The sequence below is a fragment of the Pseudomonas sp. ANT_H4 genome, assembly GCF_008369295.1.
Taxonomy (GTDB): Bacteria; Pseudomonadota; Gammaproteobacteria; order Pseudomonadales; family Pseudomonadaceae; genus Aquipseudomonas.
Window position 1 is genome coordinate 17,288 of the sequence record NZ_VOBG01000009.1, and the last position, 18,531, is coordinate 35,818.

Below are 18,531 nucleotides of genomic sequence, written 5' to 3' on the forward strand. Positions count from 1 at the left end.
ATTCGCATGCGACTGTCAATAGTCTTCAGGAATACGCCGTCGGCTGTCGCGTCATTCGACACCTAACGCGTACCTATAATTTGCTATTGCCTTGATATGATACTGACAGTATTATCATCCTGTGTTCTATTCTAGCTCTGCACTTCAGGCCGATATGCGCCAGTGCGGATGACGACTTCACAGGGGCTCGCACAAATGACGCCGGAACAATTGATCGATCAAACTGATGACAAGTACATGGGACTTAAGCAGACCACGTTCTTCCGTGATCTGTTGCTGTCCCAACGTCGCGATGCTGTTGCGCGGATCGAAGCGTTGCGCGGTGACATGGCGGGCCTCGAAAAAGCGGCCGATGAGGTGGATGTCGCTCTCATCGAGCAGGAGCGGCAGGGCCTGCTGAGCAGCATCGACCGCGAGAATCAAAACCTACGCGAAATCAAGTTGGCGCTCGACGCTATCGACACAGAAGAGTACGGCTGGTGCGCGGAGACCGGTGAAGAAATTGGCCTCGCACGCTTGCTCTCTAACCCACGGTCGCTTTTGACCGTGGAGGCGAAGCATTGCCAAGAGATCAAGGCCCGGCACCAACGGGTGGCCTGATCGCTCCGCATCGACCTGGGCCACTCTATGGGGCCCATCTATCTGAGGTTTTATCATGACCGTAACTTCCCGTACTGTCGATAAGTTCGTTGTGCGCTTGCCTGATGGTATGCGCGATCGTATCAACTTAGTTGCAAGAACCAACCACCGATCGATGAACAGTGAAATTCTTGAGCGCCTGGGTCGCACGTTAATCGAGGATGCAACAGGCATCCTTAACGTTGAGTACATGGAGCAGTTGAGTAATCGCTGCAAAGAACTCGAGGCTCAATTGGAAGCTTTGAGAAAACAGCCTTCTCTCGATGTGCTCACGCGGGCGCTTCAACAAGTCACCTCGCGTTGCGAAGAACTCGAAGATCGTGCGTCCGGCGCTATGCTGAAAGTTGCCCACGGCTAACAGTCATCAGGAGGCTGGTATGGGCCTGCAAGCACAACCCGTAGACGCCATTTGCATCAGTTCTCAAGTGGACGCTGGATCTGCCTATGTTGCCGCTGCACTGCGTTACTTTTGGCTGCGTCAGCAGTCACTGCGTACCGGGCACGCCAACGTGCCAATGGTTCGTCTGGGCATGGGGGACCCGCTTGATGGATTCGACCTCGATTTAGAGGTCGACGAAGCGATGGCCAAGTGGCCCCTGCCGGCGAACCACTTCCAAACTGCGGCACCGGTGCCCGCGCACGATTACGAATTAACCTCAATTGAGGCCGAGTTTCTGTCGAAAGTCGTGGAGGCCTCAACACATGAGCGCGAAACACTGCTGTCGCGTTACGCCAATTCCGCGGGTGTCGATGATGTCATCAGGCTGTTTTCTCAAATGATTGGGTGCGCCAATGCCGTAATCGAAAATTGCCGGCTTGGCGCTATCGACCTGCTAATCACCGAGGGTGGGCTACACCCTCATGTTGCAGAGGATATCAACTTGCCTACCCTGGTCGGTGCGATGTCAGGTGTGATGCTCGCAGCTGGAGTTGACCCCCGTGAGGTTTGCTCGGGATGCGTTTACAGGCATGGTACCCATGCCAATCAGTCGGCAGTGACCACCGAAGACGCTGCTTACAGCGCGTTCGGCAGCCTGAAGTTTATGTGCCACGAGAATCTAGACCAACGTGGCAGCCCAACCCGGGTCTGCGTAGGCCACGCAAAAGCTCTCAAGGCGGTCAATGAGGCGGAATGCGAGCTTTCCCGCTCCAGTACCTGCATTGAACCTCAAAGCATCCGCGAAGCCGTCACAGGGCGCGCTTGGTCTCAATCCATTCCATCGCGCCCAGGAAGCTACTGGAACTGGGGCGGACAGCCGGGGGTTGAGGCTGAACTTGTCCAGGTGCGCCTAGATACTGCCGCCGGTTGTTTCAGTGTCAGCGAAGGACAATTGGGGCTAGTCAAAGCTCTGCCCTGTGCTCAGTGGGGTGGTTGGTGGGCCCCTGTGCAAAAACCTGACGCTTATTCCGAGATCGGCGGGGACAACGGCGCCCACTCGTCAACGAGCAAAGTGGGATAGCGGGAAGGCGCACTGTGTTGCGCCTCCCAGGTGACACTCAGCGGTATTCCCCAAATTCAATTATCTACTGACCTCCCTGTGAGGTCGGTATGGCGTTCCTCACTGGAGAAAAACCAAATGTGGTTCAAAAATCTGTTGGTGTACCGACTGACCCAGGAAATTCCTTTTGAAGCGTCAGTGCTGGAAGCGGCGCTCAAGAGCAAGCCTGCCCGGGCCTGTGCCTCGCAAGAGGTAATGACATACGGTTTTGTTGCCCCGTTCGGTAAAGGTGACGATGCCCCCTTGGTCCATCAGAGCGGTGAGTTTTCCCTCATCGCCACCCGTAAGGAGGAGCGCATTCTTCCCGGTTCGGTAGTGCGCGATGCAGTGAAGGAAAAAATTGAAGAGATCGAGGTTGAGCAGAGCCGCAAGGTTTATAAGAAAGAACGCGACCAGATCAAAGACGAAGTGATTCACGCGCTCCTCCCGCGAGCCTTCATTCGGCGAACCTCCACTTTCGCTGTGATCGCGCCGAAGCTCGGTCTGATACTGGTCAATAGCGCAAGTCCCAAGCGGGCCGAGGACGTGCTCTCGACCCTGCGTGAAGTCATGGGCACTCTGCCTGTACGCCCGCTCACCATGAAGATCTCACCGGTCGCGATCATGACCGAGTGGCTTAACACGAAGAAGGCCGCAGAGGGCTTTTTCGTCCTGGACGAATGCGAGCTTCGGGATACGCACGAGGACGGCGGTATTGTGCGCTGTAAGCGCCAGGATCTGACGTCCGAAGAGATTGCAACCCATTTGGGCATCGGCAAAGTAGCAACGCAGCTTGCGCTGGCCTGGCAAGACAAGCTGTCATTCATGCTCGATGACAAAATGATCATTAAGCGGCTGCGTTTCGAAAGCCTTCTGGAAGACCAGGCGGTAGCCGACGGGGGGGATGACGCGCTCGGCCAACTTGATGCCAGCTTCGCGCTGATGATGCTCACGTTTAAAGAGTTTTTGCCATTGCTCATTGAAGGGTTTGGGGGTGAGGAAAGTCCACAATAAGCTACCCCCCCCACCACCCTAAACCACCCGTAGGGTGGTGTTCCGAGAGAGGTGCTCTGATGTACGCATACTTTCCAAAATCGAAGACATACTGGGCTTATGACGAAAACCTTCAGGTGCAAGCGATTGCGATCGTGGATGTGGCTGATCTTCTGTCCTGTTCGTCCTCTGAACTCCATTTACAACTCGCAGAATCTTGCTGTGGTCAACAGAACATACCCAGTCTGCGTATCGAGGTGATCAGTACCGATCATGGCCGATGCTTGTGCATCGTCACCGGTGACATCTCTGAACTGTTGGAGGAGGGGGCTGCAATGACTTGCAGCTTCGAAATCAGCCGGAATGAGATTCTCATGTCTTTCGCCAGGTTGCTGGAATGGAGCGATGCTCAGACAGCTCATGCGGCAGACAACTTACTCGCCGAGGTTGGAGATGAAACTGTGGTGGCGTTGAGCAATGGCAAGTGTTTGCGCATGCCGGCGTCTCCGGGGGCGGTCGACTATATCCGACTAACCCAACTGCAATTTGAACTTGGCCGGTGGCACGTGGGTGATTTCAGAACGGCCGGGCCAGAACTTTTATCGCAAGTTCTTATCGCCGCCGGTGCCCGCCACAGTCAGGCATAACGTTCACAGAGTTTCGCTTGCCGGTGCCGACTGAGTTTGCTATATATGAATTTGATTTTCGGTTTCAGGTAACACAGGAGTTACTTCAATGAAAACCACCTTTATTTCAGAATTTCTGAACGCCGCCAAAGATGCCCCGCGGCTCTATTTTGCACCCTTGGCGGGGGCGGCGAATGCGATCAAGGCTGAGTTTAGCCGTGTTAAAAAGGAATCCGCAGGCCAGGCGCCGTTGGCCTCCAGCGCGAAGCAATAAATTGTTTGCATACCTCTCTCTAAACCCGCCATCGGCGGGTTTTTTGGTGTCTGGGCAATCAGTCCCCGATTACAGTCCCGCGTCGATCATCTCTCAAAGGCAAGTACAACCTTCAGGAGAATGAACATGGCGTTGGCCCTCAATGACCCGGCAGTGCAATCCGCTTTGATCCAGGCTGGAGCTGCTGTTTTCAGTACCGTGACGGCCGCGATATGCGCAGCACTAATTGGTAAGCGATTCACGGATCGCAAGAAGCTTGAGAGTAAACTCGAAATGAGCCAAAAAGACATTGAGTTTCTGCTGAAAGTTGAGGCGGAGCATGTCGCGTTACACAAGGAGAACGGCTCGACACCGAACAAGATCAAGGTGCGTGAGCTGGTTCGCGAGAAGGGCTTCAGCTTCTCCGGGCAATTCACCCCTGGGCGAGTTCGTCACCCCCGTCCGAAGTGATTCGGTTCGAAATGTAAATAAGCCAGGCTTCGGCCTGGCTTTTTATTGCCTGAAATTACACGAGCGCGTTACGCATCACCTGTCGCTAGGACTACTCGCAAGTATGCCCTATGCAATCACTTAACGACCGCTCAGGTCCTTTCAGGAGTAACAGATGTCAAAAACCGTAAAAAAACCATGGTGGAGTCCTATAGCTCACTTTGCTGCACACTGCACTGTCGGCTTCATCATTTTTCTGATTGTTGGGCTTCCTGCCGTTGCTCTTTCGTTCTTGGTCCATTATCTCGAAACGTTGGGGGTAAATCCTTTTACTATCGGTGTATTAACCACGCTCGAGGCGGCACTTACGATTGCTGACGCAATCTTATTCATAATATTTCTCACCTTGGGAATTTACCGCGCTCTGAAGGAGTTTGGCGAATGAATGATAGTACGTTTGGATCCGAGTTCGTGACTGCGGCAAAACAAGCGCCACGTTTGTTTTTTGCGCCCCTTTTGGGAGCAATCAGCGCCGTAAAAAGTGAGTTCCAACGCATACAGCATGGTGCTCGCCGTAACATCGAGCAGATACAAACAAAATAAAAGCTCTACCGAAAAGAGCAGCTTTAAGCTAACGCTACATCTCACCCACCTTCACTTTTTGTGATGGTGGGTTTTTTTGTGGCTGATGGTGCGTATGCTGTATTGGCGTTGTAGGTTCACAAAATAGATGATTCGTGAAGACCAGCAAATGTTGGGGGGAAGTCACTTTTTCGGTGAGTGTGAGACGCGAAAATCACATAAAAGATGAGAAAAACCTACTGAATTCGCAAAATAGATGCGCTCTTAGGTTCGGCAGGATTGACGCGTTGATGCTGCCCCCGGATTGACCCAATTACTGACGCAAGACACTCCCATCTCCAAAACTACAACAGGCGTAGAGGGGGCTACGTGCAGATGCGACACAGATATGATCTGTCCCGTGATTGCGAGCTAAAAAAACTCTATTAAATATGCCTACGTGTTATGTATCATTGAAACGCGCCGGCGAATGGCCGGATTTTTCTTAAGGAGAAATTCATGAACATGCGTGTGCTTGAAGTCGAGGCTGGGTACGAGGTGCTCAATCCTCCCCTCCTCGAAATGCAGCCTGGTGAACCGCATCACCAGCTCGGTCGTTTCTTCACTGTGGTTGCTCTGGAAAATGGTGGCGCTTGGGTTTACGACGGCGCATATGACAGCGGGGTTTCCACCGTACATCTTACGGAAGAAATTCTTTCCCAGTTGAGCGTTCAGAAGATCGATAAAACCGCTGAAACCCGTTTCTCAGATCTCATGACCGCCCTGGCATCTTCGGCGGCAGCAGCAAATGAGCAACGAGCTCTCGTATCCGAACACAACGGAGCCGCCGCTGCTGTTGACGCGTCACACCGGTTTTTTGCTCAATTCCTCTCCGGGCAAATCAAAGGGCTGGCAGCAAAGGGGCTTATCAACCCCAATTTGGCGGTCGTCATGACCGTACTCGCAACGGGGGTGGAGCTTGCGTAGAGCCGGGTTCTCCCGTTTGTTGAATACTCGACTGTTTGCCTGGCTGGCCACTTTGTCGGTGAGCGTATTGGCCGTTGGCGCAGGGTTCCTCTTTCCGTTACCGAAAGCGGCGCCTGAGTTCGGCAAAGAGGTGAAGGTGGTCGGCCGTTATTGCCAGATTATACCCGGCGAGCACAGTCCTCACTGTGACGGAAAGGATGTTGCCCCGACCGACCCACTGCTGTTGGCAATCAAGCAAATGAATGAGTCGGTGAGCAACGACAAATTTGATCGTACATCTCCATAACTGCATGTGTGTGTTATGCATACGCGATATGTATCAAAATAAACCAATTACTACTCAAAGGATCACGCTATGACTTTTACTCCTGATATTGTTGCCCGTATGGCCGTTGTTGTCCTCGCGATTATCTTTTCGATCGCATACAAGCGTCGGCAGGGCCTTTTCACTGTGAAAAATGCGGCTCGTGATGTCCAAGCCGTGATGATCGAAGGCTTTGTATCACGCGAGATACGGGACACGAACCTTCAGTTATGGCTTAGCGGCGGGCTCGGAGCGTTTGCATTGGCATATTGCATGTACTCGATCGTTGGCGCTGCTTGACCCCGTCAGAGTAACGTCCAGGAAGGCCCCTAGGCGTGTGAGTCTGGGGCCTATTGAATTGACATATTGATACAGAGTGCTTCTGAGATGCCTCATTGGCATGCTTTTGCGCATACGTGTAGAGCATCTAAACATTTGAGGGCTTTGGATGAAGCCGTTGTATTGGGTGGACTGTACGTTGGGCTGGCGCGTCGCCCGTCGGCTGCGTCAGCTGTAGCTGCGTTAGTCTTCGTGTGGTTCAAAACCGGTTACGTCGCCCTGTTAATCGCAGTGCCAAGCATTCTGTTGCTGCTGGTCGCGATCGTGTCTTGCAAGGTGCTGAAGCACCTCCGTAGCAAGGCTGCAAAGGTGGCGAGGCGAACCCGGGCTGGTTCAGTTTTGAGTTGAGGAACTCCTATGGCGAAGGCCCCAGCTCTTCGTGGTTATTTGATTAGAGATCGAGACGAAACTGGGTACTATAACGGTATTCCCCAACTTCGTGGTGCTGTGCAATCGGTCCCTATTGGGGATGGTCTGAGCATTCGATACTGCCTGTCAGAAGACGTTTTTTTTGGTGGATCAGTTTGCGAAGCCCGCTTGCTTACAGCATTACTCTGTAAGCCAGGTGATGCCTTTCCCGTTGCTGTACTGGAAGCCACCATTCTATCCAAAGGGACAGGTCGAGGTATGGGGATTATTGACTCTTGCGACCTCATAAGCGAGTCACTCCATACAATTGTAAACGACTTATCCACTACGAGCGTGGACGATTTTTCTAGCGTGCTATCTAACGGGGGAGTGTTTATCCTCGACCGGTTAGAAGTTCGTTTTGATAGTACGCGTCTAGGGATCAGCCAAAGGCTATTCACTGCCATCACAGAAAGTGTGAGTCGCAGCATTGAACTGTGCCTCTACGCTCTACAACCATTTCCATTGCAGTACGAATATTGTGATCCAGGATCTGAAAGTCCTGAGTATGAGACATTCTGGGCTGCGTTCTGTTTAGATAAAGAGAAGTTATCGAATTACTATTGCTACCAATTTGGCTGTAAAAGTGTATCGCCATATACAAGGTTTCTCATGAGTGCGTTCAATGGTTGGAAACTCAGTATTAATCGATTGGGTTGGTCAGTCTTTATTTCGGAGTGATTATGCTTGCAGACGAAACACCGATCAAAGGTGTCAGGTACAATGTGCAGTTGCTCTTGAATGGCTGGGTTCTATCGGCCTTGTTGTGGTGTTTCGGGTCTGGTATCCAATTTGTTGCCGGTAGTGTGTTGGATGGCTGGCTTGTTCGCATCGGATTATATATTGAGGTTGTTGGTTGGGCTTGCGGGTTAATATCGGCAGTTGTATTTATGATGTTAATCGGTATTTATTTCACCGGCCGACGCAAGGGGAAAATCCTGTGAGTTTTTTTCTAACAGGATTAGCTCTGACAGCAATCGCACCTGTTCTTTGTCGTAAGGCGTTAGCAGAACACGGACCCCAGTGGGCAAACACACTGGGATGCATGTCGGCGGTTCTGGGCCCGTTTTATCTGCTCTGCACGTTTATCGATATGCATACCGTCCTACTGGTGTGCGCTGCTGTCAGTGGGCCGCTGTGGATTACCGAACGCACTAGAGCAGCTCGCGGCAAAAGCCGGTTTACTGAAGGGGTTTTAGGATTCGCGGTTGAACTCGCTCCGATAGCCGTATTGCTCCTCGTGTTTAGGTCATTTATTGCAGAAGGGTACATTGTGCCTTCATCTTCAATGCGTCCTAACCTAGTGGTCGGAAATTATGTGCTGGTTGACAAATTCACCTACGGACTTAGGTTGCCGCTCTTTTATACAACGCTTTTTGCCGTGTCTTCGCCTAAGCGTGCCGATGTACTCGTGTTCAGGTTTCCACTAGATAGAAGTAAGCCCTATATTAAAAGAGTGATTGGTATACCGGGAGACCTTATTGAGTATCGAGCCGGGGAGTTGTACGTCAATGATGTAAAAATTAACGAAGAAGATATTGGTCGCTATGATTATATCGATGAGAGTTCAGGTAAGCCTAAGCAGGCGAGGATAATGACTGAAGAACTTGCCGGTGCTCGATTTCAAATACTGCACGACACGCAAGCCAAAGAACTTGGGCGAGGTTCTGATTTTCCGGATATACCGGGTTGTGATCGTAGCGCTGAGGGATTGAAGTGTCTAGTCCCCAACGATTCGTTTTTCGTACTCGGCGATAATCGTGGAAATAGCCTAGATAGTCGGTATTGGGGGTTTGTTCCAGCGCGTTACATTATAGGCCGTGCTATATATTCGATATCGCTAAGTAAGATGGATTTTCAGTATAAAAAAGTTACTAACTAGCAACGAAGCATCAAGGAAGGTGGAGTGATGGATGACCTACAATTATATGCCCGTGTTCTGCATCTCCTTGTTGCAAGGCTTACGCAAGGGTCTTGCAACCACCATTCAGGAGTAATGTATGAGCTTTCATAAATTGGCATTGCTATACGCACAAGTCGCATCAGCTCCGGTTGATATACGCGGGTGCTTGTTGACCGCCATCGGTGAGTATTCCTCAGGCGACGTCAGGGACGAGGTGCTGGTTACGATCGAGGAGATGAATCGGTCTTCCGTTATTGCGGACCTCATAGTAAACCAGGGTACCCCACTGACTGCGCATGTCGTCGTCGGTCTTGAGGATGGTGCCACGGGGACTGAGGCTACTGTAAAAGGCGTGTGTTTCGACACGATGTCTGCCATGGCGATGGCTGAGGCTGCCGCTGGTGAAATGTGCGACTCGATCAATAGAGATCTCAAGCGTGATATGGCTGATGACTATCATCCTGTCGGGTTGAATCAGTTGAAACGAGGGACTATTGGCATTGCCAGCCCGCAAACGGGCTGTCTTGCATTGGTAGAAGTTCAAACGACGACAAACCTGTTCAGCGAGAACAGCTGCGGCAGCTTCTACATCGGCACTCAACTCGGGCCCCGATCCCGGCTCCCCATTGTTTAACCGCACCACCTACCACCTTTGCTCAGCAAGGGTGGTTTTTCATTTTGGCATTCGGTCAATGCAGTTTGGTACCTGAATCGCAGCTTTATCCTGGAAAACACGGCTTCTTTCTATCCTGAGGCCATGGCGTACCGCGACGGTTGTTAGGAGGGCATTGCCCCGTGCAGTGCCTGTGACAAAACCGAATGCCTTGGTTTGCAGGTTTTCAGGCACTCCTGGCGAACAAAATCATGTGTGATACTGGAAGGTTTGTTTATATCAATCAATTGTTGGGTGTATATTGCTACACGTTACGAATCCATAACGGTGAAATTCGATGAGCAGCAATACTTCTCGCCGCCTGATCACAAAAGTCATTCTCGCCCTTGTAGCTATGATCGCGTGCATCCTTGCGCTGATGGCCGCCCGGGCGGGTCTTATTGAGCTTTCACCACGAAACATATTCATGGGGATGTTTGTGCTGATCGTGGGTGGCGCTCTGTTGAACATGTTGCAGTTCTTCATTTCGAATGACAGTTCTAGCAAGCAGGGCGCCGCTATTGCGGCTGAGCCAGAAGGGGGGAATTGATATGTTTGGCGTTTCTGAAATCGTTCCGGTTGCTGAAGATCCGGTTCGGAACCTGACCTCCAGGAGCAAGTTTCTTGCTATTGCGCCGGCCGGTTTAAGCAACGCCCAGTGGGCTGAGTTGATGGACTGTTTTCGTCTAGAGCAGGGTTGGTCTGATACTCAATTGAGCAGGCGTATCGGCATCAGTATTTCCATGATTCGACAGTGCCGCATCCACCTGCGTCCCTTACCGCCTGCGGCCAGGGTACGCATACTCGCAGCAATGGGTATTGAGATGACCCGTTCATCCCTCATCGCTGCTTTGCCAGCAGCAGTGAAGGACGCCGTCGAAGCTGCCGACAGCAAATCATCCTTCGTTCGCCGGACGTTAGTATATGGCTTCTTTGATCGCCTTGATGCCGGGGAGGCAGTTGAGGTCGTTGCAGGTTTTTTCGATGGCTTAGGCGCGATTGCAGGCGTCAAATCTGCCGGGCTGGCTGAGCGCTTAGGGTTGTCCATGAGTGAGTTGGCTGATCTTTGTGAAGGGCATCGACCTATTCCGTTCCGCGTGAAGGTGGCCATCACAGATTCTTTCACCGCCCAAGACATGGGGCCGTTGATTCTGTCGTTGCTCCCTACGGCCTGAAATTGCTTTGCCGATTGACTTCTTTCGCTCATGGATTAAGTATACGTGTTATGAATCCCATGCTATGCAGAGCGCGTTTCTGAACATGAATGCTTACGTGCGAAAGGAGTTTTCGATGAGCCACGCCCATATTTATGCGATGTCCAAAAGGCTGTGCGGTCACATTGACATGTGCAGTTTCAGCAGCAAAGGCCGCAGCGGGCGCGTCAGTGATGTCCTGTATGCCAATGCTACCGTTTGCGACGAATGCAGAGAAAGAATTTGCCGGCTGGTAAACAAACCAGGTGGTGGTTTCCACCCAGTGGTACTACCGGCACTCGCCGGGCGAGACGGCGCAGTTCGTTGGGCCAAAAATCTCCGACTCAGGGCGCTGCGTATGCTGGGGCCGATTATGGCCCAGCTCAAGCAAAGTCCGGATCCATTCGCGGCAGCAGTTCTCGCTGTTTACGAAATGCTTTTCAAGATAACAAGCTCAGGGTTTTGGATTGAGAACCGCCAGTTTTCCTACGACCGCGTTTGGGTCGTGTTTGAGGTTGAGCACCTGATGCGGCCTCGACCCACGAGTACAGTGCGTCTGAACAGCAGCTCAGCGTTTGTGTATTGGTCCCAAGCTGATCTCTCGGTCATCGCGGCGGCCAAAGAAGCGGCGCATGCAGTGATCGATGTTGACGTGGTTCCAGCCGTCGCAGAAGCCTCTGAGCCTACAGCACCTAAACAGGCGCATTTCGCGCCGTCCATTTTTCTATGAGCTCACCTCACTCTGGAGGTTCGTCTATGAAGGTTGAGGCATCAACAATCCAAAAGATCGAGATAGCGGAGGTCGAGGCGCTCGATCCTGTGACGGTCATTTTGGAAGATTTGGGGCGATACCGCGGTAGAATTACGGTCACCTGCTTTGGGCGTAGCTGGACTCACCAGTGGAACAATACCGGTGCTAACTCCATCGCAGAATTTGTTGCCTGGCAGAACGCTGAGCATTTGGCATCAGCACTGGCTCCGATGATGAGGCCGACCTGCTACGACGAAGCCTCGTTGGTGGCCTATGCCAAGAGCGTTGTCGTGGAGCGACGTCTCGGCATAAACCTCGATTTCAACTCTCTCGAGAAGGACGAAGCCCGTCGACTCTACGACGCTTGCGAAAGCCTTCGCGGCTATGTGACCTTTGAGCGGTTGCCATCCCCGCTTATGACTGAATTGTTCGGGGACGAGTGGTTTTACGCCGGATGGCATGCGCAAAGCCCGAATTCAGACTTCGTCTATCTCACCCGGATCGCGCAAACCGTTATTGATGGGTTGGCTCAACTTCGTCCCGCCTGCCCGGGTAAAAATCGTTTCGGGCTAGACATAGAGTACTTCAAGCGCAGACTCAACCGGTTCATTCGGGATCTTGCCGATTTTCCTCCCGATGAAGCAGCCCGGGAGCTCGCCCGCATTGCGCGGACGGCTGATGCTACGGTTCTGAATGAAGCTGAATTCAACCAGGTCAATTCGGCCTTGCCCGAAAGTATGTGCTGCTTCCGCGACGGTATGCGCCATTGTGCCGGAAGCGGCTTCCTCGCTGATGAACGGTTCCCAGACTTGTCTCCAGAGCACGCCAAGCCGTGCCCATCATGTAACACCATGTTGTGGTTGATGGACGCAAAGAACGAGGTAGGGTCGCTCGCAATGACCGAGACTGACGGAATTGCAATCGAGCGCGTTTGGCTTAATGCATTGAGCACTGCTTACCGAGCAAACCCTGATGCGGTATCCCGCGCTCTGGAGGCGTTAGGTGCCGTCGACGTGCCGATCCCATCGATAGAGGAAGGGTCTTCGCAGTTGCGTCGCTACAACGCGCCCGAGGCCGCCGCCGAGTCCAAAACAGACGAAGAGGCCATTGAAGCGTTCGCAGTGATTCTCAAGGTCAAAATGGCTACGTCTCGCGCAAAAGGGCGTGATGGATGGCAGCGGAAGGATCTGTACTCAGCTGCAACGCTGAGCCGCATGCTTCGAGAGCACGTTGAAATGGGGGATCCTATCGATACCGGAATTTTTAGCATGATGCTTCAACAACGCGGGGAGGGTATCGAGCTCGAACCTGTTTCCTGTGAAGCTTAACTTCAACAATAGAGATTATATGATGTTAAACCAGCTTCAATGGGCACTCGCCCTGTGTGGTTGTCTTTTCTGTGTAAACGCTCAAGCGGTAGAGATGATCTTGTCATCGAACGCTACAGAAATTCCTCAAGGTCAGATCAAGGACGCGATCGTTTCAAATCTGCCAGCGGCCGTGGCCCAGTTGGGTAGCGATTACCAGCTGTTCGCCATAGTCGAGAGCGGCGATTACCAGCCTGGTCTTCGGCTCTATAGCTACTCCGTGACGCTGCACCGGAAAGTGATTGAGACTGGAACAGGCAAAACGTACTGGGTGCCAACTGGCGGAGTTCGCGGGCATGGTGTCGCCCAGGAGAGCGAGACTGTACTGAGCAATTTGAAGTCTGACGTTATCGCCGGCGCCAAGGCAGGATCCTTCAAATTGGATCAAATGTAGTTGTTGGTCTGGAAGAATAAAGTCTGTCGCTATCATCGTTCATGCTCAACAAAATGGAGCTGCGACCGACTTTTCACTTCAGGTTCGAATGTTTCAGCGTGACAAGAAAGGCTCAAGAGGGTGTAATGCATGTGGCGTACCATTACGCGTTATGTATCGATTAACCCCTCTTAATAAGCAGGCTTGGCGTTGGAGCTCATATGCACAAACCAATGGTCTTGGCAGTGGTAACCGGGGTGCTTTCAGCACCCTTATTGGCGTCGACTTCATACGGTTTTTCTTTGTTTCCGGAGCCCCCCATATCAGGTTCATTGCCTGCGCTCGTGTCGGGCATGGCCATTGCCATTACCCTGTTTGGGGGGGGGTATTACTGGCTCCAGCGCATCCGGCGTTTCTCTAAAACACTTGAACAACGGGTCCATCGGCAGCTGATGGCAATGGATAAACTCGCGTTGCGTATTGAGGAGGCCGAACGATCTTTGTTTAAGAGCAACTATCTGACTCACGAGACACGGATTGATCTTCGGCATGCACTGGACGCCATCTCGACAGACACCTATCGCGCCAGGGGGAATTTACGACGACAACAGGACCTCCCTGATTCTGTGTTTAGAAAACTGATGTCACGGTCTGATGAACTGTTCGATTGCATCGAAAGCTCAATGGCGGCAGCACTGCCGGTGAGGGAGGAGGGTAGTGAACCATTGCTTATGCCCCGCCGTACAAATCCTTTACCACGCCCAAAGCCCCAATCACGCCCACAGGATGCATTGACTTCGTTCGGGCCCATCCCACTACAAGCAGCAACCATCCCCATGCCGGCCAAAGTGCAGCCCAAAGGGGCAAATGCCGATGATGCATCGAAGCTGACCTTGCCCGATCTGGGAATGACTTCGATCCTTTTGGGCGGAGGGATGCTTTACGCCGCCGAGGAACAAGCCAGCGAGCTCGCCGGCAGTGCCTCTGATGGTGGTATGGATTGATCGACCTTGCCAGGAAGATTTATGTCGACTGATCCCGCGTTGAACACAGATCCTCAGCCAACCTCGCAACCGGTGCGTAGGGCTCGACGTCACTCCGATCCCGAGATGCACGGTATTACCCGGGATACTCGGGCCGCCAACCCCTCGGATGCTGGTTGGCGTGTACGGTTGATGAAGGCCTCACAATTTGTTGCCGATCGCCATTTCCGTGACCAAGCCTATGGCGGCTCACTGCGTGCCAAGAAGGCCGCTCGCTGTTACCGTGACGACATGGCCAAGGAGCACGGTATCGTCTTCACCGCCGCATGCGTGGGGGAACTGGCAGTTTTGCGTCGCGGTGCTGGTTTAGCGCAGCGCGAACTCGCTCAAATCTTGCGCGTGTCCAGTGCGCAAATTGCAAAATGGGAACGAGGGGTTGTGCCTGCCGCCGTGCTGTCATTAGTCGGCGCCTTGCTGTCGCGTCAAGTCGCCACCACTTCAACCGACGTTTCGGGCGATGATATTCGCCGTATCCGAACCCAGGTTTTGAAGTGGACTCAGCAGCAACTGGCCACAGAGCTTGATCGCGCTTACGCCGCGGTCGGGCAGTGGGAGCGGGGAGGGAGGCGAGCTCCTGGATGGGTGTTGGTCTATCTTCAGGCGGTTAACGATGGGTGGAACAGAGTGCACGGTACGGAGAGCAGCGGTGCCTGACGAAGCGGTAAACAAAGCTGTATTGCAATGGCAAACCGACAAGCCCATGACGATGCTGATGCCCCTTCGCTTTGCCGATGGCACACTTCTTGATCAATTAGAAATTGATTGCGCCAATTGCGCCCGGGTTCTGCGATCACAACATCAGAGAGGTATCGTGAGCATGGTCATGGCTGACACCTACAGGATTAAGGGCCTGGCTGCTTGCGACCAGTGCAGTAGCTTCACCCGTTTTTCGTTCTTGTGTTCTGGCGTGGATGGCGTGGTCACTGTGGAATGGAAGAAGGGCGACAGAGCCGAGCGGATTCAGGTCCGGGCTACCTGGTGGTCGAGGTTGGCCGTTTGGGTTTTCAAGCGGACATGAAAAAGCCTCTACAGTGAGAACTGTAGAGGCTGGAGTAGCACTTATACCTCTGCTTTGTCGAGGTTGAGTTCAGGTTCATCCGTTGGATTTTCTGCGTTCAACTTGGCTTCGGCTTCTTCTGCTTTCTTGAATTGCTCCAAAATTTCTTCCAGTTTCTGTTGAGTCGCAGGAGACAGTTGGTCGAATGCCTTGTCCTTTTTGATGTCGTCGATTGCTGCCTTCATCGCCGGCGCCGCAGCGGTAACTGCCTTCTTGATCACCTTCCCTGGAACAAAGCGTGGCATGAGCTTCGCTTTGCCGGCGGCTTTCGATCGTGCCAACGATTGTTCAATGATTCCCAAAGCCCTTGGTCCGTGTTCTTTAAGCAGCTCTACAGCCAGGGTGAAGGCAATGACTTCATCACGAACATAGTCCGAGATTTCGACCGGGCCATTGATCAACAGCAGATAGTCGGTGACTTGGGACGGCCAAAGACCGAGCTTCGTAGCGATTTTTGCGTGATTGTCTGGGTACCAGCGGGTCATACGTTTACACACGATGGCGGTGGCGTATGGATCGAGCGGATCCCCGTTGTTACTGAGAACGAGATCCGCAGTGAGTTCTTCCTCTGATACGTCGTCTTTAACGATGACACAAGGCACCGTTTCGATAGGTTTCCCTTCGGCAATGGCGGCCAGTGCAGATTCAAGACGTCGGTGGCCACGCTTCAATTTTATTGAAAGCCTGCAGTTTTCTTCCTCAACAACGATCACGCTGAGCGGACTGTCCTTCTTGAAGCCAACCTCCATCATGCTGGCTTTGAGGAGTTGGACTTTTTCTTTGTACCTAGCGTTCTTAACGCGGGTGTTGTAGCCCGGAATCACTTCAATGACTCGAGGATCGATGTTCCAGAGGTCGCTTGAACCGAACTTCTGGGCAACCTCACCTACCTTGACGACATCTTGATTCCCGTACTGCATAGCTTTCTTGATGCTGCCGGGGAACAGGTTCAGCCGAAAGTCCAGGTCCATCTGATTCACTGCATCGGTTTGTTGCTCGGTAATAGCGTCCATCGGAAAATCTCCAAAAGTCAAAAACGTTGAACTTGCTTTCGGTGATGCTAGACAGGAGCATATAAGCGATGTCTTGCCCCCTGCCATGCTGGGGTGGGCATTGCGCAGAAAGGTTCAACGGCGCGCTGACTATAGCAAAATATTGGTACGTGTTACGAGTTACCTAAACCGATTCTTGGATTTTTACAATTTTCCAGACCGTTGGCCTTAACACGGTGTCGTTCACATCAAACTCGAGGAGCTCGCTGGTGGGCAGCAGTTGAACTTCCAGTGCGCTGTTAACTGCCTGCTCGACGTCCAGCGCGTTAGACCGGTCGGCATACTGACCAACGGCAACACGCACGGAGCCCGTTACCAGAATCAGCTGTGAGCCACTATCGAAAACGCCGCGATGAACGACCTTGAGGTCGGTGATGCGCCCATCTACGAGCGCCAAGTCTTGCAGTCCAGCCATTAATGTCGGCTCGGCGAGTAGGGCGGTGATGTGTTCCGACCAATCATCAGTAGGGGATAAGGAGCCTTTGACAGTGACAAACTTGATGAATCCGGCCTGGAACATTCGCCACTCATGTAGAGGCGGCAGCGCACCTCGCTTGGACGACCACACCGGCCGATGACTCACTAGGATCTTGTGTGCTGCACGTGGGTTTGGTCCAACGGAGAACCAATGCAGATCAATATCCGAGCGTGTGTTGGCGATGATCCAATCCGAGCGGAAAGCCCACATTTCGAGGCTAGATGACTGCTCAATGCCGAAAAGAGCGCAATTCTTTTGAGCAAGCGCTAGGGCTGGCCCCTCGACAACATCTCCGGGCCACTCGAAACGCTCGAGGTCCTTCAGCTTGCGCCCGCCATGCCAGAACGAAAGATCAATGGCCACTTGTGGTAGCCAAGCTACGCCGCTCTCGCAAACACTGGAATGTTGAGTGTCGAGGGTAGGAATGTGCTGCGGGCTGAGCATGGTCAACTCCTTGTCATAGTATTCTCCAATATTAACATGATGAAATACGCTGCCAGTATCCGAATGCGCGCTGCCATCGCGCTGGGCGCAAAAAAAGCCGCCTGCTGATGCAGGCGGCTGTGGTGTTGGTTAATAAGACTGATGGTCTAACACAGGCCCCGTCAGCACCTCTTCGAGGCTGGAGCCGTTCAGGACATTGCGCAGCATTGTCGAGATGGATTCAGCCGTTGTGTCGGTGGAGGCCTTGGAAATGCAGGTTGAATAAGCAAATAACAACCGATCGCCCACTTTGGCTATACCCTGTTCCGTTGGTGTTCGATCGGAGAAAAATTTCCCGCAACCGTCACCGAGCCCCGTTTCAAAGGCGGCGACATTTGCGCAGTACAATGGATCACAGACACCCCGCACATCAAAGCGCATGCAGAATGCTTCCGCAAACGTTCGAAGAGTGGGTGTTAACGCAGAATCACGGAAAGCTTCTTCGAAGAAGCCAGGTCGGAGTTGTTGTTTTGGGGATTGTTCAGCTGTAGTTACGTTCATCGCGATCTCCTGAAGGGTCACTTGCTTCAGGAGATGGCAGACATTCAAATGTATTTGGTTAGAGCGCCAGGGTGATCAAGCAGATCGTTCCAATCCCAATACCAAGTAGTATTTTGCGATTGCGGTCGTCTATGTGAATCCCCCTCTGCTTCAGGAAGTGTTCAGCGATCGTCCATCCATCCAAGGGAGGCAAGGGGATGATGTTCGTAACCGCCAAAAGAATAGAACCCTGTGCGGCAACCAGCGTTTGCCAGTTCGGATACAGGTAATAGATACCAAAAAACAGGATACCGGTGAGAGCTGAGATCAGCGGTCCTCCAGCCGCGACTATCGCCCTTTGGTTAGAGGTCGCATTCTCATAATCCGAGCTAACCACGTAGGCCCAAAGTGGAATTAAGCCGACTTCGTGAATGATTCCAGACTTCCGAAAGGAAAAGAGCTTTACTCCGCCGATGATCAATTTGTCAGGCTTAATGCCCATTTTCTGCATCGGCATCAAGTGACCAGATTCGTGTATGAGTAACAAGAAAACAAGCATCAGCCAGATAACGGCAAAGGCGGCAAAAAACATCCCGATGGTCAGCAACATAGCTGGTCTTTCCCCGAATCATGATGCCGTGATTCTTCAGCATAGCTTTGT

At 52.5% G+C, this 18,531-nt stretch carries 27 protein-coding genes; 23 read left to right on the plus strand and 4 right to left on the minus strand.

Going from position 1 to position 18,531, the window contains the following annotated elements; genetic code table 11:
* The first annotated feature begins 195 nt into the window (after positions 1–195).
* The 23 genes from FQ182_RS13555 (at position 196) to FQ182_RS13660 (ending at position 15,338) form a co-directional block, all read left to right on the plus strand.
* Positions 196–600 carry a TraR/DksA family transcriptional regulator gene (locus FQ182_RS13555; protein WP_149493983.1) on the plus strand — a complete coding sequence of 135 codons (405 nt, stop codon included), beginning with the start codon at positions 196–198 and terminating at the stop codon, positions 598–600.
* Positions 601–655: 55 nt separating this feature from the next.
* Positions 656–997 (plus strand): Arc family DNA-binding protein, encoded by a 342-nt coding sequence (locus FQ182_RS30680; RefSeq protein WP_149414905.1) that lies wholly within the window; start codon positions 656–658, stop codon positions 995–997.
* A 19-nt stretch (positions 998–1,016) separates the two neighbouring features.
* Positions 1,017–2,099, plus strand: coding sequence for a hypothetical protein (locus FQ182_RS13565; RefSeq protein WP_149414904.1), 1,083 nt, complete (start codon positions 1,017–1,019; stop codon positions 2,097–2,099).
* Between the two features lie 117 nt (positions 2,100–2,216).
* Entirely contained in the window at positions 2,217–3,131 is a 915-nt protein-coding gene (gene rdgC, locus FQ182_RS13570) for a recombination-associated protein RdgC (protein WP_149493984.1), read from the plus strand.
* 59 nt (positions 3,132–3,190) lie between these two features.
* The gene (locus FQ182_RS13575) at positions 3,191–3,757 is read left to right on the plus strand and encodes a hypothetical protein (protein ID WP_149414902.1); all 567 of its coding nucleotides are present in this window, start codon (positions 3,191–3,193) and stop codon (positions 3,755–3,757) included.
* Between the two features lie 88 nt (positions 3,758–3,845).
* Positions 3,846–4,010 (plus strand): hypothetical protein, encoded by a 165-nt coding sequence (locus FQ182_RS29770; protein WP_178114452.1) that lies wholly within the window; start codon positions 3,846–3,848, stop codon positions 4,008–4,010.
* Positions 4,011–4,136: 126 nt separating this feature from the next.
* Positions 4,137–4,460, plus strand: coding sequence for a hypothetical protein (locus FQ182_RS13580; RefSeq protein WP_046487325.1), 324 nt, complete (start codon positions 4,137–4,139; stop codon positions 4,458–4,460).
* A gap of 154 nt (positions 4,461–4,614) precedes the next feature.
* Positions 4,615–4,884 (plus strand): hypothetical protein, encoded by a 270-nt coding sequence (locus FQ182_RS13585; protein WP_149414901.1) that lies wholly within the window; start codon positions 4,615–4,617, stop codon positions 4,882–4,884.
* Entirely contained in the window at positions 4,881–5,042 is a 162-nt protein-coding gene (locus FQ182_RS29775; RefSeq protein ID WP_169885878.1) for a hypothetical protein, read from the plus strand. The genes FQ182_RS13585 and FQ182_RS29775 overlap by 4 nt, the downstream gene beginning before the upstream one ends.
* Before the next feature lie 477 nt (positions 5,043–5,519).
* Complete coding sequence (locus tag FQ182_RS13590; protein WP_149493985.1) at positions 5,520–5,987, plus strand: hypothetical protein; 468 nt, start codon at positions 5,520–5,522, stop codon at positions 5,985–5,987.
* 19 nt (positions 5,988–6,006) lie between these two features.
* Positions 6,007–6,273: a hypothetical protein gene (locus tag FQ182_RS13595; protein ID WP_149414899.1), complete on the plus strand. Its 267-nt coding sequence runs from the start codon at positions 6,007–6,009 to the stop codon at positions 6,271–6,273.
* A gap of 69 nt (positions 6,274–6,342) precedes the next feature.
* Positions 6,343–6,591 (plus strand): hypothetical protein, encoded by a 249-nt coding sequence (locus FQ182_RS13600; protein ID WP_149414898.1) that lies wholly within the window; start codon positions 6,343–6,345, stop codon positions 6,589–6,591.
* Between the two features lie 1,130 nt (positions 6,592–7,721).
* Positions 7,722–7,982, plus strand: a complete 261-nt coding sequence (locus tag FQ182_RS13610) for a hypothetical protein (protein ID WP_149414896.1) — start codon at positions 7,722–7,724, stop codon at positions 7,980–7,982.
* The gene (gene lepB, locus FQ182_RS13615) at positions 7,979–8,920 is read left to right on the plus strand and encodes a signal peptidase I (protein ID WP_149414895.1); all 942 of its coding nucleotides are present in this window, start codon (positions 7,979–7,981) and stop codon (positions 8,918–8,920) included. Before FQ182_RS13610 ends, lepB begins: the two co-directional genes overlap by 4 nt.
* A 118-nt stretch (positions 8,921–9,038) precedes the next feature.
* Positions 9,039–9,575, plus strand: a complete 537-nt coding sequence (locus tag FQ182_RS13620) for a hypothetical protein (protein WP_149414894.1) — start codon at positions 9,039–9,041, stop codon at positions 9,573–9,575.
* 316 nt (positions 9,576–9,891) lie between these two features.
* Complete coding sequence (locus tag FQ182_RS13625) at positions 9,892–10,143, plus strand: hypothetical protein (protein WP_149414893.1); 252 nt, start codon at positions 9,892–9,894, stop codon at positions 10,141–10,143.
* A gap of 1 nt (position 10,144) precedes the next feature.
* Positions 10,145–10,768: a hypothetical protein gene (locus tag FQ182_RS13630; protein WP_149414892.1), complete on the plus strand. Its 624-nt coding sequence runs from the start codon at positions 10,145–10,147 to the stop codon at positions 10,766–10,768.
* Between the two features lie 115 nt (positions 10,769–10,883).
* Complete coding sequence (locus FQ182_RS13635) at positions 10,884–11,516, plus strand: hypothetical protein (RefSeq protein ID WP_149414891.1); 633 nt, start codon at positions 10,884–10,886, stop codon at positions 11,514–11,516.
* A gap of 26 nt (positions 11,517–11,542) precedes the next feature.
* Positions 11,543–12,865, plus strand: a complete 1,323-nt coding sequence (locus FQ182_RS30000) for a hypothetical protein (protein ID WP_218575092.1) — start codon at positions 11,543–11,545, stop codon at positions 12,863–12,865.
* Positions 12,866–12,887: 22 nt separating this feature from the next.
* Entirely contained in the window at positions 12,888–13,298 is a 411-nt protein-coding gene (locus tag FQ182_RS13645) for a hypothetical protein (RefSeq protein ID WP_149414890.1), read from the plus strand.
* A 200-nt stretch (positions 13,299–13,498) separates the two neighbouring features.
* On the plus strand, positions 13,499–14,281 hold the full coding sequence (locus FQ182_RS13650) for a hypothetical protein (protein WP_149414889.1): 783 nt from the start codon (positions 13,499–13,501) through the stop codon (positions 14,279–14,281).
* Between the two features lie 171 nt (positions 14,282–14,452).
* Positions 14,453–14,974, plus strand: a complete 522-nt coding sequence (locus FQ182_RS13655; protein ID WP_256667225.1) for a transcriptional regulator — start codon at positions 14,453–14,455, stop codon at positions 14,972–14,974.
* Entirely contained in the window at positions 14,967–15,338 is a 372-nt protein-coding gene (locus FQ182_RS13660) for a hypothetical protein (RefSeq protein ID WP_149414887.1), read from the plus strand. Before FQ182_RS13655 ends, FQ182_RS13660 begins: the two co-directional genes overlap by 8 nt.
* A 41-nt stretch (positions 15,339–15,379) precedes the next feature.
* On the opposite strand, the gene FQ182_RS13665 is transcribed toward FQ182_RS13660, so the two are convergent.
* From FQ182_RS13665 to FQ182_RS13680, 4 genes are all read right to left on the minus strand, one after another.
* Positions 15,380–16,390, minus strand: a complete 1,011-nt coding sequence (locus FQ182_RS13665) for a hypothetical protein (protein ID WP_149414886.1) — start codon at positions 16,388–16,390, stop codon at positions 15,380–15,382.
* Between the two features lie 163 nt (positions 16,391–16,553).
* Positions 16,554–17,351, minus strand: a complete 798-nt coding sequence (locus FQ182_RS13670; RefSeq protein WP_149414885.1) for a hypothetical protein — start codon at positions 17,349–17,351, stop codon at positions 16,554–16,556.
* Positions 17,352–17,480: 129 nt separating this feature from the next.
* Positions 17,481–17,891: a hypothetical protein gene (locus tag FQ182_RS13675; RefSeq protein ID WP_149414884.1), complete on the minus strand. Its 411-nt coding sequence runs from the start codon at positions 17,889–17,891 to the stop codon at positions 17,481–17,483.
* A gap of 58 nt (positions 17,892–17,949) precedes the next feature.
* Positions 17,950–18,480, minus strand: a complete 531-nt coding sequence (locus FQ182_RS13680) for a site-2 protease family protein (protein WP_149414883.1) — start codon at positions 18,478–18,480, stop codon at positions 17,950–17,952.
* Positions 18,481–18,531: the final 51 nt, after the last annotated feature.

Coding starts and splice junctions, on each gene's coding strand:
- FQ182_RS13555 (WP_149493983.1), top strand. CDS start 196: ATGACGCCGGAACAATTGATCGATCAAACTGATGACAAGTACATGGGA.
- FQ182_RS30680 (WP_149414905.1), top strand. CDS start 656: ATGACCGTAACTTCCCGTACTGTCGATAAGTTCGTTGTGCGCTTGCCT.
- FQ182_RS13565 (WP_149414904.1), top strand. CDS start 1,017: ATGGGCCTGCAAGCACAACCCGTAGACGCCATTTGCATCAGTTCTCAA.
- rdgC (WP_149493984.1), top strand. CDS start 2,217: ATGTGGTTCAAAAATCTGTTGGTGTACCGACTGACCCAGGAAATTCCT.
- FQ182_RS13575 (WP_149414902.1), top strand. CDS start 3,191: ATGTACGCATACTTTCCAAAATCGAAGACATACTGGGCTTATGACGAA.
- FQ182_RS29770 (WP_178114452.1), top strand. CDS start 3,846: ATGAAAACCACCTTTATTTCAGAATTTCTGAACGCCGCCAAAGATGCC.
- FQ182_RS13580 (WP_046487325.1), top strand. CDS start 4,137: ATGGCGTTGGCCCTCAATGACCCGGCAGTGCAATCCGCTTTGATCCAG.
- FQ182_RS13585 (WP_149414901.1), top strand. CDS start 4,615: ATGTCAAAAACCGTAAAAAAACCATGGTGGAGTCCTATAGCTCACTTT.
- FQ182_RS29775 (WP_169885878.1), top strand. CDS start 4,881: ATGAATGATAGTACGTTTGGATCCGAGTTCGTGACTGCGGCAAAACAA.
- FQ182_RS13590 (WP_149493985.1), top strand. CDS start 5,520: ATGAACATGCGTGTGCTTGAAGTCGAGGCTGGGTACGAGGTGCTCAAT.
- FQ182_RS13600 (WP_149414898.1), top strand. CDS start 6,343: ATGACTTTTACTCCTGATATTGTTGCCCGTATGGCCGTTGTTGTCCTC.
- FQ182_RS13610 (WP_149414896.1), top strand. CDS start 7,722: ATGCTTGCAGACGAAACACCGATCAAAGGTGTCAGGTACAATGTGCAG.
- FQ182_RS13620 (WP_149414894.1), top strand. CDS start 9,039: ATGAGCTTTCATAAATTGGCATTGCTATACGCACAAGTCGCATCAGCT.
- FQ182_RS13625 (WP_149414893.1), top strand. CDS start 9,892: ATGAGCAGCAATACTTCTCGCCGCCTGATCACAAAAGTCATTCTCGCC.
- FQ182_RS13630 (WP_149414892.1), top strand. CDS start 10,145: ATGTTTGGCGTTTCTGAAATCGTTCCGGTTGCTGAAGATCCGGTTCGG.
- FQ182_RS13635 (WP_149414891.1), top strand. CDS start 10,884: ATGAGCCACGCCCATATTTATGCGATGTCCAAAAGGCTGTGCGGTCAC.
- FQ182_RS30000 (WP_218575092.1), top strand. CDS start 11,543: ATGAAGGTTGAGGCATCAACAATCCAAAAGATCGAGATAGCGGAGGTC.
- FQ182_RS13645 (WP_149414890.1), top strand. CDS start 12,888: ATGTTAAACCAGCTTCAATGGGCACTCGCCCTGTGTGGTTGTCTTTTC.
- FQ182_RS13650 (WP_149414889.1), top strand. CDS start 13,499: ATGCACAAACCAATGGTCTTGGCAGTGGTAACCGGGGTGCTTTCAGCA.
- FQ182_RS13655 (WP_256667225.1), top strand. CDS start 14,453: ATGAAGGCCTCACAATTTGTTGCCGATCGCCATTTCCGTGACCAAGCC.
- FQ182_RS13665 (WP_149414886.1), bottom strand. CDS start 16,390: ATGGACGCTATTACCGAGCAACAAACCGATGCAGTGAATCAGATGGAC.
- FQ182_RS13670 (WP_149414885.1), bottom strand. CDS start 17,351: ATGCTCAGCCCGCAGCACATTCCTACCCTCGACACTCAACATTCCAGT.
- FQ182_RS13675 (WP_149414884.1), bottom strand. CDS start 17,891: ATGAACGTAACTACAGCTGAACAATCCCCAAAACAACAACTCCGACCT.
- FQ182_RS13680 (WP_149414883.1), bottom strand. CDS start 18,480: ATGTTGCTGACCATCGGGATGTTTTTTGCCGCCTTTGCCGTTATCTGG.